General features: G+C 57.8%; 14 protein-coding genes and 1 tRNA gene. 4 read left to right on the top strand and 11 right to left on the bottom strand.

Features of this window, described 5'->3' with window-relative positions; translation table 11 throughout:
* Window positions 1–3: 3 nt before the first annotated feature.
* From ERD78_RS18475 to ERD78_RS18445, 7 genes are all read right to left on the bottom strand, one after another.
* Window positions 4–1323: a polysaccharide deacetylase family protein gene (locus tag ERD78_RS18475; protein ID WP_245152533.1), complete on the bottom strand. Its 1320-nt coding sequence runs from the start codon at window positions 1321–1323 to the stop codon at window positions 4–6.
* A gap of 38 nt (window positions 1324–1361) precedes the next feature.
* Window positions 1362–2414: a GNAT family N-acetyltransferase gene (locus tag ERD78_RS18470; protein ID WP_129971352.1), complete on the bottom strand. Its 1053-nt coding sequence runs from the start codon at window positions 2412–2414 to the stop codon at window positions 1362–1364.
* 24 nt (window positions 2415–2438) lie between these two features.
* Window positions 2439–3872, bottom strand: a complete 1434-nt coding sequence (locus ERD78_RS18465) for a lipopolysaccharide biosynthesis protein (protein ID WP_129971350.1) — start codon at window positions 3870–3872, stop codon at window positions 2439–2441.
* A gap of 44 nt (window positions 3873–3916) precedes the next feature.
* Complete coding sequence (locus ERD78_RS18460) at window positions 3917–6169, bottom strand: GNVR domain-containing protein (protein ID WP_129971348.1); 2253 nt, start codon at window positions 6167–6169, stop codon at window positions 3917–3919.
* 11 nt (window positions 6170–6180) lie between these two features.
* Window positions 6181–7335: a polysaccharide biosynthesis/export family protein gene (locus ERD78_RS18455; RefSeq protein ID WP_245152532.1), complete on the bottom strand. Its 1155-nt coding sequence runs from the start codon at window positions 7333–7335 to the stop codon at window positions 6181–6183.
* 273 nt (window positions 7336–7608) lie between these two features.
* Window positions 7609–8172 (bottom strand): transcription termination/antitermination protein NusG, encoded by a 564-nt coding sequence (gene nusG / locus ERD78_RS18450; protein WP_167668989.1) that lies wholly within the window; start codon window positions 8170–8172, stop codon window positions 7609–7611.
* Between the two features lie 541 nt (window positions 8173–8713).
* Window positions 8714–8935, bottom strand: a complete 222-nt coding sequence (locus tag ERD78_RS18445; protein WP_129971344.1) for a hypothetical protein — start codon at window positions 8933–8935, stop codon at window positions 8714–8716.
* 293 nt (window positions 8936–9228) lie between these two features.
* On the opposite strand from ERD78_RS18445, the gene ERD78_RS18440 reads away from it, so the two are divergent.
* Entirely contained in the window at window positions 9229–9729 is a 501-nt protein-coding gene (locus ERD78_RS18440) for a CinA family protein (RefSeq protein WP_129971342.1), read from the top strand.
* A 370-nt stretch (window positions 9730–10099) separates the two neighbouring features.
* On the opposite strand, the gene ERD78_RS18430 is transcribed toward ERD78_RS18440, so the two are convergent.
* On the bottom strand, window positions 10100–10561 hold the full coding sequence (locus tag ERD78_RS18430; RefSeq protein ID WP_129971338.1) for a DUF6790 family protein: 462 nt from the start codon (window positions 10559–10561) through the stop codon (window positions 10100–10102).
* A 139-nt stretch (window positions 10562–10700) separates the two neighbouring features.
* Here ERD78_RS18430 and ygiD point away from each other — a divergent pair, with 139 nt between their 5' ends.
* Window positions 10701–11552 carry a 4,5-DOPA-extradiol-dioxygenase gene (gene ygiD, locus ERD78_RS18425; protein WP_209020036.1) on the top strand — a complete coding sequence of 284 codons (852 nt, stop codon included), beginning with the start codon at window positions 10701–10703 and terminating at the stop codon, window positions 11550–11552.
* Window positions 11553–11702: 150 nt separating this feature from the next.
* Here the strand turns inward: ygiD and ERD78_RS18420 are convergent, their stop codons facing one another.
* Both ERD78_RS18420 and ERD78_RS18415 read right to left on the bottom strand, forming a co-directional pair.
* Window positions 11703–12182 (bottom strand): hemerythrin domain-containing protein, encoded by a 480-nt coding sequence (locus ERD78_RS18420; protein ID WP_129971336.1) that lies wholly within the window; start codon window positions 12180–12182, stop codon window positions 11703–11705.
* 205 nt (window positions 12183–12387) lie between these two features.
* Window positions 12388–12478, bottom strand: a tRNA-Ser gene (locus ERD78_RS18415).
* 212 nt (window positions 12479–12690) lie between these two features.
* Between ERD78_RS18415 and ERD78_RS18410 the strand changes: the two genes are divergently transcribed.
* On the top strand, window positions 12691–13473 hold the full coding sequence (locus ERD78_RS18410; protein WP_129971334.1) for a 3-hydroxybutyrate dehydrogenase: 783 nt from the start codon (window positions 12691–12693) through the stop codon (window positions 13471–13473).
* 90 nt (window positions 13474–13563) lie between these two features.
* Complete coding sequence (gene yaaA / locus ERD78_RS18405) at window positions 13564–14358, top strand: peroxide stress protein YaaA (RefSeq protein WP_129971332.1); 795 nt, start codon at window positions 13564–13566, stop codon at window positions 14356–14358.
* A gap of 73 nt (window positions 14359–14431) precedes the next feature.
* Here yaaA and ERD78_RS18400 read toward each other — a convergent pair.
* On the bottom strand, window positions 14432–14643 hold a 212-nt coding region (locus ERD78_RS18400; RefSeq protein WP_129971331.1), incomplete at its 5' end, for an integrase core domain-containing protein.

Here is a 14643-nt window from a genome sequence, read left to right as displayed (position 1 = left end):
GGCTTACTCCAGCAGGCTCGCGTACAGGCGGCGCTTGGCTGCGGTCTCCAGCTCCGAGTTGTGCCAGAGCAAAGTAAAGCTGCCCGCCACGGCCTGGCAGGCCAGCTTGAGCTGCAGGAACTTCTTCCTGGCGGACTCGCCTGTGCCGAGGCCCAGATAGCGCGGTGCGACCACTGTGCACTCCATGGCGATAAGCGGGCGGATTTGCAGAGACAGAGCGCTGTCCTCCAGCGGATCGAAAGCCTGGTACTGATGGCATGTGCCGCAGCGGAACCCGGGCCGGTCAGCGTAGCCCAGCGTGCTGTCGTAGGACATGCGCGCGCGTTCCCAGGCGTGCAGTGTAGTGGGCGTTTCCCAGCGCAGAATGTGCATGCGTCCCCCCCATTCATGCTGTACGATGCCTTCTTCCGCGCACACGCGCCTAAGGCGCTGCGCCTCTTTGACTAGCGTCTCGGGATCTCGATATGTGTGATAGCTGGGGTGAAGGCCAATCTCGTGCCCGCGTTCATGAATGCGCCGCATCAGGGCGCGGATGGCGGGATGCTCGGGGTCGTAAGGCGCGTCCATGCCGGCGTCCGTGCGGCCGCAGATGAAATAGAACGCGCTTTTCAGATCATGGCGCTCGGATACATCCATCAGCCATTCAAATGTATTGGCCGGGTCGCCGCGCCGCAGGCGCGTATGCGTGCCAGCCCATATCAGCGGTGCGGTCAGGCCCTGCAGAAAATCGCGCTGGTATAGCAGATCGCTGGTCATGGTGCGCACAAACTGCCCGAAAGACGAGAAGCCGTAGCGGCTGGGCCAGTCGACATCATGCGATACCTGCATGGAGAAATCGGGCGGCCGTATAGGCGCGCCCGGCCACAGACGCCGCATGGCTGCGCCAAGCAGGTGCAGCCATTCATCCACAATGGGGCGCTCGAGATAGCCGTGCCGGAATGCGTGTGATGCGCTGGCTGGAAAGCGACCATGCCGATCGGTTTCCGCAGGGGTGAGTTCCTCGTGCCGGGTAAGCATCCAGAACGCAAGTCCGAGAATGTCGTAGCCTATGGTCATGCCTGCTTCGTCGCAGGTAATCAGCGGTTCTGGCAGGAAGCCCACGCCTGGTGCGGGAAGCGATCCGGGAAGTGCTAGGTTCCAGCCTTCACGCGCGCCGTGCCAGTGTGCGCAGGGCAAATTTCCGTGTCTGCTGGTGAATGTGGCGGGATCGGCTACAACGCGTATGCGCAAGTCACTATGGGCGCTGAACAGCAGCAGATGCCGTGCGTCGCTGGGCGCGACGCGAAGCGCGTGGCCGAAGCGATGAGAAAGCAAGGACGACATCCATTGGATCGCCGCTGCGCTGTATGAGGAGGTCATGATCAGATATGGGTTTTCAGGGTTTTGAGAAAGCGTGCCAGCGCGTAAAGCCTGCAGGGGGTCTTGCTGACGGATAAATAGGGCACCTGGCGCGTGTTGTACTGGCGCACGGAGGCCTCCACGCCTTCAATCATGCTGCCTTCGAAATCAAACATCCGCGTTCGCGATGAAACATGTCTGATGACCTCCATCGTGAGCAGCGTGCTGGCACCCGAGGATTTCAATGTCTGATCTATCGTATTGATCAGACCGTATGCACTCTCGCTGTCCCAGACTATGAACAGGCCTGCGTGCATGGTGCCTTTCGTATCGAAAGCGCCCACTGTGCATGCCGCGTGGCGCCGGTGGCCTTCCTCATAAATGCGCTGGAAGACATCGAAGGAGTAGAGGATGCGCGCATTCCGCTGTTTCAATGTCATCGCATGATGGTCATAGAACGCCCGCGCCGGGATGTTGAAACGCACATCCAGCCGGCTCGCCTTCTTCAGGTCCTGACGCTTGCCCAGCGCAAAGCCGGCGGGCAGGGTGTCAGGATGTGAAATATCATCAATCACATAGGTGTAGCGGGTGGTTTGCTGAAACCCGGCCCAATGAAAGGGCAGCCAGTTGGTCATGGAATGATGCCACCGCTGTTCGAAGTGGTCGAACGGGGGCAACTGACTGATCAGTGCGTTCATGAGCCGTTTCTCTCTGCTCAGGCGCTTCATGTCGCACTCATCCTGCTTTCGTATCCACGGGCCCATGGTCTGCGTAAGCGGAGGATGCACGATAAGCCTGCGCCCCATGCGTCTGTACATGCAGTAGGGCATGGTGGCCATAACCTGCTTGTTGTTGGCGACAAGGGCCACGTCCCAACTGCCGTTCACCGTCACTGCATCCAGCCACCATGCTTGGCTAAAGAGCGGGATGCCGGCTCCCGTCTCGCAGAGTGCCCGGTATATTTCCTTTGCCGGCACATGACCGGTTCCCAGGCTGTCGCGCCATTCAGGCACGCTTGCGCAGGTTCCATTGTGCGGTTCTTTCGCATGGGCGGGCGTCAGGGGAACTGATGACATGCCATTTCCTTCGTTGGCGGATGCTCAATAAATTTGGCGGAGCAGGTAGTAGATTCTGAGGCTGATCAGCAGTCCAGTCATGAGCAGGGCCACCATCCAGGTTCCGTCGTGATTCAGATAGAGCTTGTTGGCAATGAGCGGCGCTATGCACAGCAGCCCCCATCCCAGCGAGCTCAGCGATGTCCACGCTAGGTTTCTGATCGAGTTGCCAATCTGCCCCGTTATCCAGATCAGATAGGCGCCCCAACTCAGCACACTGGCCAGAGACAGCAGCACGACGGCCATCGTCAGGCTGTTGCTCAGCCCGCCAATCACAATTGCGATAATTCTCAATGCAAATACGGCGGCATAGAAAACAAGCCCTTCGCGCTGTTTTTCCAGAGCGGGAATCAGCGTGCTCAGTGGCGATGCGACAAAGCGCATGTACAGCCATGGCGCCATGCACTGCGCCAGCAGACCCGCCTCGCGCCATTCCTGCCCGAAAACCAGAGCGAAGAGATCGGGGGCCACCATCATCAGAGCCAGAACGGCGGGCATGGCGATGTGGGACAGCCGGCCATAGACAATGGCCACCATGCTCCCCAGTTCGCCGTCGCGATGCGCCTGCGGCGCATTGGCCAGCAGTACATGTGCGATGGCGCTGCCCAGCACGGTCATCGGCATGGCAAGAACCCGGTTGGCCAGCGCATATAAGCCGGCTGCCCCGGGACTGAACAGCATGGCGAACAGAATGGTGGGTAATTCGCGGCCGCCGGTATCCAGCAGATTCGACAAAGTGGAAAAATACGGAAAGTTGCGATAACGCCATGCCGCTTGCCGCATGCCCGACAGGGAGATGCCGCGTATGCGTGAACGTCGCCGTATTCCCGAGTTCAACGTCAGCAGGCTGGCGGCTTGACCCAGTGTGTGTCCCAGCAACAGAGCCAGCACGGCCAGCCTGTAGGCGCCAAGCTGCAAGGTCAGCGTGATCACGGTCTGGACCATGCGTGACTGGGCCACCAGCGAGAACTGCTTGTGCCGCATCGCCCACAAGCTCATGATCTGGGTGAAGCCTGCCAGTAGCAGCCCCAGCGGCAATAGCCACAGATATCGCACCAGCCGGCCTGCATCGAGCTCGCGGGCGATGAATTGATTCGCGGAATGCAATACGACGCTGCAAAGAACGACGACAATCACCGTGATCGACATGCACAAGGCTGCGATATTGGCCGCATCCCGATCGCATTCGGGAAGGACAATGGCTTCTTCGTAACATAAGGTGGAGACTGAGAGAAACATGCCCAGCAGGCTGGTATAGACAGCGAGCAGTCCGAACAGATCGGGTGTGTAGAGTCGAGTCAGGAGCGGCGCCGCAAGCATCAGCAACGCCTGCGAGCCCGCGGTGCCGCCCGCCAGCAGGCTTACGCCGCGTGCAAAAGGCGTGCTCGGCAGAATGGTGCGGATCCAGGCGATGGGCATGAAGATGGCGCGCGAGCAGTCGATGACGTAGCGACAGTGGCGGATCAGGCGTGCTTGCCGTATTCCAGCTGATACTGGCGATGCCGTCCGTATTTTGAACTGAACTTGTGGCTGCCGGGATCAAAGTCATTCAGAATCACGCCGCTGACCTCGGCGCCAGCCTGGCGCAGCCGCTTGGCGGACTCTTCCAGTTCGTCCAGCGTTGTCACTTCCGCCCTTGCCAGCAGGAACAGTACGCCGGCATGAGGGGCGAGGGCCAGAGAATCCGATACCGGCAAGACGGGCGCTGCATCAAGCACGACAACGTCATAGGCGTGGGACAATTCGTCGAGCAGCGTGGCCGCCCGGTCGGCAAGCAAGGCTTCGGCGGGATAGAGCGGCAGGTTTCCGGTGGTTATTACATCCACGCCGGGAATCGGCTCTTTGTGTATTGCCTGGTGTACGGTAATGTCGCCCCGTATCAGTTCCTCGTAGCCGTTCTCGCGCGGCAGGCCAAATTGCTGATGCACGCCGCCGCTGCGAAAGTCCGTGTCGATAAGGAGGACTTTTTTCCCCGAGGAGCCTAGCACCGCTGCCAGATTGATGCTGGTGAAAGTCTTGCCGATATGAGGAGTGGGCCCTGTCAGCATCACGATATTGTTGGGCGCATCATACAGAAGCGGCCGCAGCGACGTGCGCAGGCTGCGCAGGCTCTCGATGGCGGGATCATTGGGTGCGGACTGGGCCAGAACCCATGCCGAGCCGTTTCTACGCGCACCAGATGCCCAGCGCCCAGGACGGACGCGGGTGCGCGGAACGGTGGCGAAGACGCTCAAGCCCATGCGCGACTCGATATCGCTGGCGCCCTTGATGCCAGCCCCCAGCGTGCTGCGCAGAAGTACGAGCGCAGCACCGAGCAGCAGGCCAGCGCATGCGGAAATGGCCAGGACCATGGGTTTGTTTGGCTTGATCGGCCGTTCGGGTACAACGGCCCTGTCGACCAGCCGTACATTTCCTACCTTGCCCTCCTTGACCAGCCGCAATTGCTGCATACTGGTCAGCAGGCTTGCGTAGATCTCACTGTTTACCTTGGCGTCGCGCCGCAGATTGAGAAGCTGTTGCTCCAGGTCGGGCAAGCCCTTGATATGCATCTCAAGCTTGTCCAACTGCGACTGTGCCGCGGATATCTGTGCATCCAGCGCGCGTATGGAGGGATGGCTGGGCGCAAACTGCACGCTGAGTTCACGGCGTTTTTGCTGCAGCGAGAACAATTCTGTCTTGAGCTGCACCGACGTGTTCAGTGACAGCGTGCCTTCGGTACCCAGGTCGAAGGTGCCATGGGTATCGCGGAAAGACGTGTAGCGATCATCGGCTTCATCCATCTGCTTGCGAAGCTGGGGCAGGAAGCCGTCAAGAAAGGTGAGGGATTTTTCGGCTTCGGCCGCCTTGCGGGCAGTATTCTGTTCCACATATGCGGTGCCGATTGCATTGAGGATGGCGGCAAGCTGTACCGGATCGGTGCCGTTCAATTTGACGGACAGCACACCCGAAGGCTTACCTTTTTCTTCCATGACAAGATCATGCTGCAGCTTTTCTATGACGTGCTGGCGCGACAGGCGCTTGACATTGAAACGGTCGCCAGGGTTGCCCTGCAGGCTGGACACTTGAATGCTCCCAGAGCCGTCCGGTGTATCGAATGCGACGTCGACGCCCGGCATGCCTTGAGCGAGCACTTTGCCATCAGGGTCCAGCAGATCGTATCCACTGGCCGTCATTCGCAGCGTCAGCGTGCGATTCACCAGCGCCTGCGGTACCTGGAGGTGTTCGATATCGATAGACTCATTGCCCCATACATAACCGTCAAGCAAGGGTATATCGGAGCTTGAGGGCTCGTGCGCGCGGCGTGCCAGCCATTCTCCCACTACAGGCAGATAATCGGGCTGGGCGCTGATATACAGCTTGAGCGTATCGCTGGCTTGGCCAAGAACCAGGCGGGATCGCAGTATCTGCATTTCCGCGCTGGCCGGCGATTGGATATCGAATGCGGAGGCTAGCGCGCCAAGAATCTGGTTGTCGCTTTCTCCCTGGCTTTGTTCTACCTGTATGAGTAAATCGGACTGGTAGATGGGCTGCTTGAGGAACGCATACGCGGCGCCTGCCGCCACCCCAAGAATCGTGATCAGCAGGATCAGCCTGCGCGCATTGAACAAGGCGTCAAGTATGCCGGGAAAGTCGATGTCCTCTTCCTCGGCCGATTGTGGCGGCGCCAACACCAGGCTGAGATTGGCGGGGGCGGTTGGAGTGGAAGCATGATTCATGGTTGTACCCTTTATCGTGTCATGTCCCGGGTCGCACTAATGGCCCCGTAGCTAGGCAAAATCATGTTGATGACGCGATTCCATCTCACGATAGGAGCAGGATCGACGAAAACGATATCCTGTCCCTTGAGTTCGAATCCCGCTGCCAGCACAAGCGCAGTGGGCTCGCCGGCATCCAAGTGATAGATTTCTGCAAACCCGTTCTCTCCCCTGCGTATTACGTAGATCTGATGCGGGTTGCTGGTGTCCGGATTGAGGCCGCCTGCCTGCCCCAGTGCTTCGGCCAGGCTCAGATGACCGTCGTGCAGGCTCTGCGCGCGCGGAGCATAAACATCGCCCAGCAGGAAGACCTTGTTCTCTTCTTGGCTGATCACACGCAGCATGTCTCCGTTCCTGAGCAGAATCTGTGAAGGGTTTGTTCCGCTTTGCGTCAAGCGCGGCAGACTGATGTTGGTTTGTCGCCCATCTCGGCTCAGGATGATGGTTGAACGGTCCGCGTCCGCAGTGAATCCTCCTGCTCGGCTGATGGCTTCCGGCAAGGTCATTGGTATATCGTTGATCGTCAGCAGACCTGGATTGCGCACCTCGCCGTCGATATAGATGCGGCCGCTCCTGTATGACTGAATACGAACGGTGATCTGTGGATCCGCGATATAGGGGGCAAGACGCCTGCGCAGCAGGGACTGAACCTGATACTCCGTCATGCCGCTGACTTTGACTGCACCCAGAAACGGAAACTGTATTCGACCATCCGCGCTGACGTTATAGCCATTGCCCACGTCCGGCGCTCCGGGCGCTGTGGTGGCGACGGCGGAGCCAGCCGGCGCAAGCGCGAGTTCGGGATGGTTCCAGACTACGATGTTCAGTATGTCGCCAGCACCGATTGCGTAGGGATTCCCGTGCGCGAACAATGCGCGAACATCCTGCCGTACAGCATGGTTTACTGGCGCCTGCTGGCTGGCAATCAGCTCGGGTGTGATGGCTGTGAGCGCACCTGGCGGTGCGTTCTGATCCTGCAGCGCCTGTTGGACGTCCTCGGGTTTGCCCATGTACATGCCCGGGCTTGCGGCGCAGGCTGACAACAGCAGCAGAACACACAGGATGGAGAGCCTCATGCCCTGGCGCAGCGTGTGTCGGCAGAGCACGGGAGGTTGAACGTGTTTCATGGCATTATCGTTCTGTGAATCGGCGCACCAGCGAGCCGTTGTCATTGTCATGGCACGGGATGCTGGCTCGCGGATGGCATTTTCTGGTGGCGCAGGCTACCGCAGTGTTCGCACCATGACAGGGCAACACGAATGGGCATCGCTGCGAAGGAATGGCGCGAACTGCCTTGATTCAGCATGCCTCGCTGCGCCGGCGAGGCATGCTTTGCGCATGGGGCGACATCGCCACCCGCTGCGGTCTACTACGGGTATCGTGAAACGGACAAGGACCGCTTAAGCGACCCGCACATCCTCCTCCCTGAGCTTGACACGCGTCTGCTGCCCTAGAATGTCCAGCAGCACCACGATGCGTTGAGACGAGGCCGCGTGAACCAGGCCCTCCAGGCCATCGAGTGCGGGATTGGTGATGCGTACCTGCGTGCCTGGTTGCATGGGCCGGACAGCAAGCAGGCTGGAGTGGTGCTGTTCGCGTTCACGAGCCTGAATGGCAGCAACCACGTCGTGATGCAACTGGGCATAGACAGCGCCGAATCGTATCATCGCGGTCACGCCTCGGGTCGAACGAACCACGCTAAGCGACTGCTGCACCTTGGTCGGCCGCAAGAACAGGTAGCGGGGGAACATCGGCTCACATTCCGCTGTTCTGGCTTGCGCGGTCCGCGTTCGCCTGGTCATGACACGGTACAAGGGAAGATAGACTTCGAACTGCTGACGTTGAAGGTGTTGCTGCGCCAGCGCTTCGCGGCGCGGCTCTGTATAGGCCACATACCAGTCCCCCTGACTGCCCCCCGTGCTTGTTCCCGCCGTTCTCGGGCTCTGCCGTGTGACGTCAAGCATGCTGCCTGTGCTTTGACATTGCATCCTCATTTTTCTGCCCTAACTGTTCTCCGTGGCCACCCATCCTGAAACTGCGACTGCAATGTTGTGCACCACTACTTTGTTTTTCAATTTGTGTAATTAATAGCAGCCTTGACTGGACTCCTTCCATAAGGCATATGACATAGTCCAGCGGGCTGAGCTACATGTTTCCTAGGCCTGACGGCGGATAGCTGATCCGTGAGCCGAGTGCACCTGAAAACCAGCTATTTGCGGGCCAGCGACTGCAATTTCGAGCGTCTGCATCCTAGAACCAAGACGTAAATCCGAAGCAGAAGCGCCCGCTGCAGGCCTTGCCGTGCTTGAGCGGACGAATGCCTTGCGCGATCAGCTTGTAACAATTCTGTTACGTGAAAATAAAAAGCATGTTGCTTGTGCGTAATGGCCATGGGGGCGTGGTGCCGCAATCGCCTGCGCGCCAGCCCCCGCAGGTGCGTGATGAGGACACCGTCAGTCGCGCCGGCAAGTGCTTGAGTGACTCAGCGCTGCATGTGTCGGCGATTCAGGCCGCTTCGACGATGTCCCATTCCGTGCCTCCACCGCTGTATATCCTGCCGTCCAGGTGCCATGCGCGCCATTCGGCGTTGGCGTCGGAGCGTCGGCCGGTAATGCTGTATCCATACGCTTTCATGCCTTCGTAGCCTGTTTCGAAATGCCTGATGAAAACGAGATGGCCCCCGCGGGTTGCGTATACGCCTGCGCCATTAATGGGTATTGGAGCCATAAATGCACCTTGTTATGTCCGAATAACTATCGGGGGTGGCAGCTCGCGGCTGTGATTTTAGTGAGGTTGCAAGCCATTTCCATATCAGTCAGTTAATTTCTGCGTGTCCCAAGATAATGTACGGGTTGGTGGCGCACAATCCGGAGATTTTCCGAGAACCAAATGGATGTAGGTCGAGCACCGTGCACAGGGGCTTTTATATCCAGGATTCTCCCGAATCGGCACGGAATTTGCCGTCATGGTCTGGGCCCTCTCGCTGACCGACGGGGCGAACCTTTCTGCAAGGCTTTGTGATGAACGAAATGGATTCAATAGCACGCTATCTGCAAGAACACCATTTGCTTCTTGTCACGGCCGAGTCGTGCACGGCGGGCCTGATTGCCGCGCGGTTGGTGGATTACCCCCAGGCGGGCGAGATATTGGACTGTGCGTTCGTGACCTATTCGCCAATTGCCAAGCAGAAGTGCCTGGGCGTCAGTGAAGAGACTATACGTTCCCATGGCCTCACGAGCGAGGAGGTGTCAATCGAAATGGCCAAAGGCGCGCTGGCCAAGAGCCGAGCCAGTGTGGCTATTGCCAATACGGGTGTCACAGAATTCATGCCTGGAGGCCCGCCGGCGGGAACGCAGTGTTTCGCGTGGATGTTTGGCCGAGATACCGAATCTGCCCGAATATATTCGGAAACACGTCGTTTTATCGGCGGGCGAAACGAGATTCGTTCGGCAAGTGCGGACTACGCCCTGCTTCAATTAATGCGCTTGCATACGCAATGGCAGCAGAAAAAAATCATATGATAATGCGGAGGAAAGGCATTATCCTGTATTTCGAGTGTGGCCACTAGCTTGGTTTATTAGTGGCCGATTGTGATTTCGTCGAGTTTATATACATCGGCATGAATAAGACGGGATAAGTAGGGAAGGGAGACGCTGATCGATGAGAAGGCAAGACAAGGGTGGTTTTCTGGACAAGCTGTTTCCCGTCGGAATCCGGCCCGTATGTCCGAGATGCGGCCATGATGGATTCATTGCGCTGCGTGAAGATGCAGTGGTGAATGCAGACAGAGCGATTGCCATAATCGCTTGCGCATCTGAAAGTTGCCATGCCGCGATCGGCGTTCTTGCGGCCAGCGAGGTTTGGGACGAATGACCTCGGCGGGCACTGTCCCTAGGCCACCACGCCAAGCCAGAAGAGGTAGATGATCAGTATCGCGGCTATACCGATATTTGATACCATGGCCGCGATCTCTGCGCGAGTTGACGCTTTATTTCTTACATGCTGGATGCCAGCCAAACCGTAGAAGATGCATCCCGCCAGGGCAAGAGCCGGAACCCAAGCCGGAAAATAAAGGCTTGCGATGGCTGGGAGGCCCAACGCGAGATTACCAATGCCGATTTCCAGAACAAGCTTGCTTGCCGCTGGATCGTGGATTTCAAATATATCCTTCGCGGTAAATCCCGGGCGCATCAGCTGGTGTATCCCGGCAGTCGCAAGACGCCATCCCACACCCCAAAATACGAACCATTTTCCGAGCGCATCAAGCAGCTCTGTCTGGCTGGTGACCATCTCTTGAATAATGGAAAAGATAGGCAATACTGCCATCAATAAAATGATCGCAACAAGCTGCATGACGGCCGCCATAATTGTCGTGTTGTGATCATAACAATATGCTGGCCAGTGTGTACATGTTGGCCTTCCAACACTAAACTTGTCGAGAGTTGTTATTGACCATGAGAGACTGGTCGGGATCCCGTCAAAGGAATACAGCATGAGCAAAATGCCGGCTCTTTTCATTGGGCACGGCAGCCCAATGAATACCCTCGAGAAGAATGGCTATACCGAAGCCTGGGAAGCGTTTGGGCGGCATCTTCCCCGGCCCAGCGCCCTGTTGGTCGTGTCCGCGCATTGGTACTTCGGTGCAACGGCAATTACAGCAATGCGCAGGCCAAGAACCATTCACGATTTCTATGGCTTTCCGCAAGCGCTGTTTGATTTTCAGTATCCGGCGCCGGGCGACAGCGATCTGGCCGGCGAAATTGTCGAGCTGGTCAAGCCTCAATGGGTCGGATTGGATCGCGATCAATGGGGTATTGATCATGGTACCTGGTCGGTGCTGGCTCATATGTATCCGAGCGCGGATATTCCCGTTCTGCAGCTTTCCATCAATGCTTTAAAACCGCTGGACTATCATTTGAAGCTTGCCGCCAGCCTGGCGCCACTCAGGGAGCAGGGTGTGATGATCGTCGCGAGTGGCAATGTCGTGCACAATCTGCAAGCGCTGCAATGGCATCGGAGCGAGTTCGGCTACGACTGGGCGGCACGATTCGATGAGGCCGCAGTGGAGCAATTGGAGAAGGCGCCTGGCGAGATCTTGCGCGTGCTGGAGCACCCGGATTATCGCCTTGCCGTTCCCACGCCGGATCACTTTATTCCGTTGCTTTATCTGGCGGGGCTGGCAGATGCGGAAGGCGCCAAGCCCGAGCCGCTGGTTCGCGGCCTTACCGTGGGTTCGATTTCGATGGCCTGTTTCGGATTGGGAGCGGAATTGGCGCTGCGCGGCCCGGCAGCCTGTGCGGCGGGATTACCGGAAGGCGTGCCGCCGGATCAGACGAATATGTAGCAAAGCAGGATTTGCGCGCGGGTGCGACGCTATACCCATCTCTGCCCTCGGGATCATTCAGATAAGTGTCCAGCAAGCTTCCATTCAATTCATCATAGCTGAGATCGCGGTGATGGTATGCCTGCCCCCATAGCAGGCCATTCATGCAGGCTACGCAGTTACTTTTCCGACCAGAACATGTTGCCTCCGTTTTTCCATTGGCTCGATCAGTTCGCGCAGATCCACATTCTTGCTGATAATCTTGGGGAACAACAGCTCTTCTTCTTCCTTGACATGGTGCGCGACACGCTCACCGAGGACTCGCACGCTGGCTTCGTATAATCGGTTGTCGGCACTCATGTTCATAATTTTTTCAATGAGATTCTTGACATTGCCATGCTCGACCAAGGCTTCATCGAGTAGGTCGTCGAATACCCGAGCGTCCCGATCGCGAAGAAACGGATAAAACAGTCCTTCCTCTATTTCGATGTGCACAGTGATCGCGGTGCAGGCCTCGTTGGCGGCTTGCTGTTTCTGGTTGGATGCCTTTTCTCTTTTAAATTTCTTGAGAAGAGTGCTTACCTTCCTGTGATCATCAATCAACTGGCTAAGGACGCTCTTTTGAGCGGCCGGTATATGTGACTTGTTCATGCGCTTTCTCCGGTAGTTTCTCGCCGTCGCAGGCAACACTGAGCGTTGTCGCGCAAGTGTTGTACCTGGAGAAAGCGTAATGGTGCTTCCCCAGAGGGCAGCGATATCGGGCTCACATTTCTGTCATGGGGACCGCCAGCGCAAAAGAAAACGGCAATCCGGAAGGTATCCGGATTGCCGTATCTGCTTGATTTGCATGGTGTTCTGGCGGACAGGGTGAGATTCGAACTCACGATACGGGAGAACCGTATACCGGATTTCGAGTCCGGCGCATTCGACCACTCTGCCACCTGTCCTTTCTGGCTGCTTCCGTTTGGGGGGAGACCAGTCGCTGGCCTGCGAGGGGCTTGTTGTGCGATAACCTGATGCACACGCCCTGCTACGCTGCGTGCCGAACCGGGTCGAAGGTTGCGGCGCGTGCCAAGCAAGTCCGGTATTCTAGCAAGGAATCAAAAAATTGCATAATGTACCTTTCTCGCCATCATCTCCCCACGAAAAAAGGAAGAATATGCTTACAGGCAAAAATGCAGTCGTTACGGGTTCCACTAGCGGCATTGGTATGGCCATTGCGCGCGAGCTGGCGGCTAATGGGGCCAATGTGGTACTGAACGGTTTTGGTGACCCCGAGGCCATCGAGCAGGAGCGCCTGAACATCGAGCTGGAGTTCGACGTCAAGGCACACTTCATCGAGGCGGATCTTTCCAGTCCGCAGGCAACCCGCTCCTTTATCGAACAGGCCGCGAAAACAGTGGGTAGTGTGGATATCCTGGTCAATAATGCCGGTATTCAGCACACCGACCGCATTGAAAATTTCCCCGTCGAGCGGTGGGACGCCATCATTGCGCTGAACCTGTCCGCCGTTTTTCATGGGACGGCCGCCGCCTTGCCCCTGATGCAGAAAAAAGGCTGGGGCCGAATCATCAATATTGCTTCAGCGCACGGGCTGGTGGCTTCGGCGAACAAATCCGCCTATGTTGCCGCCAAGCATGGCGTGGTTGGCCTAACAAAGGTGACGGCACTTGAGAACGCCGGCAATGGCATAACATGCAATGCCATCTGCCCGGGCTGGGTGCGCACCGCGCTTGTCGAAAAGCAGATCGAGGCATTGGCCGCCAAGCAGGGCCTGGACATCGAATCCGCCGCAAAAGCGTTGCTGGCTGAGAAACAGCCCTCCCTGCAGTTCGTCACACCCAGGCAACTGGGGGGTGCCGCTGTGTTCCTGGCGTCCGAGGCGGCGGATCAAATGACGGGCACGACCCTGACATTGGATGGCGGTTGGACGGCCCGCTGATCGTTGTCCATTTTTGCGCCCTCATGCGATTCGCGCCAGGGCGGATGATATCGGAATTCACATATTTTTTTTGCACAAGGAAGCATACCCATGCTGTTGCTTTTGTCCCCAGCCAAGAAGCTGGACTACGACTCGCCCGTGCGCACGACGCTTTATACCCAGCCGCAGTTTGTGACGCAGGCATCGCGGCTGATCAAGGTGCTGAAGCAGAAATCCGTATCGGAAGTGGCGGCTCTCATGAAGCTCAGCGACACGCTTGCCAGGCTTAATGTGGACCGGTATGCGGCGTGGAAACCCAAATTCGACCTGGATAATGCGCGGCAGGCCGTGCTGGCATTCAATGGCGACGTATACGAAGGTCTCGATGCGCCCAGCCTGTCGGATGCGAGGCTAAAGTGGGCTCAGGACCATCTGGTGCTGCTTAGTGGGCTGTACGGCGCGCTGCGTCCGCTGGATCTCATGCAGCCATACCGGCTGGAGATGGGAACCCGGCTGGCAACCGACAAGGGTGCTAATTTGTATGATTTCTGGGGCGGCACCATTGCCAAGTACCTGAACCAGCGGCTAGACGAGCAGGCGACGGGCAAGCCGGCGGAACGCATCGTGGTGAATCTGGCCTCCGAGGAATATTTCAAGTCCGTCGATCTCAAGACGCTTGATGCGCGCGTTGTTCAGTGCGTCTTCCAGGACTGCAAGAACGGCTCGTGGAAGGTGATCAGCTTCCACGCCAAACGGGCGCGCGGCCTTATGGCTCGTTATGTCATTGAGCATCGCATTGCCAGGCCGGCGGCTCTGCAGGGCTTCGACAGTGAGGGGTATGCTTTCGCTCCCGAGGTCTCCACAGAGAACAAGCTGGTATTCAGGCGAAGCGAGCGGGGCGCCTAGCGGTTGGCGCACGCGGCTGTGGCGATGCCCGCCGCGGCGGCAGTTATCGCGGGGTGACCTGTCCGGGAATTTCCTACCACTGAGAACTGGAGATTCTGGCCTCGGTTGTTAATTCGTTGGTCAGGTTTCCCACAAACTCGTGTGGGGTTTGGTAGTTTAGACTCGAATGCGGCCGGATCTCATTGTAGTGGCGACGCCAGTCCTCAATGATGACTCTGGCCTCCAGGCGGTTGCGGAACCATTCCATAGACAGACATTCATCACGAAACTTACCGTTGAAACTTT

Origin of the sequence: Allopusillimonas soli (genome assembly GCF_004153445.1) — a bacterium.
Lineage (GTDB): Bacteria > Pseudomonadota > Gammaproteobacteria > Burkholderiales > Burkholderiaceae_B > Allopusillimonas > Allopusillimonas soli.
The sequence above is the reverse complement of the archived record's forward strand: the minus strand, read 5'-3'. Positions and strand labels throughout refer to the sequence as shown.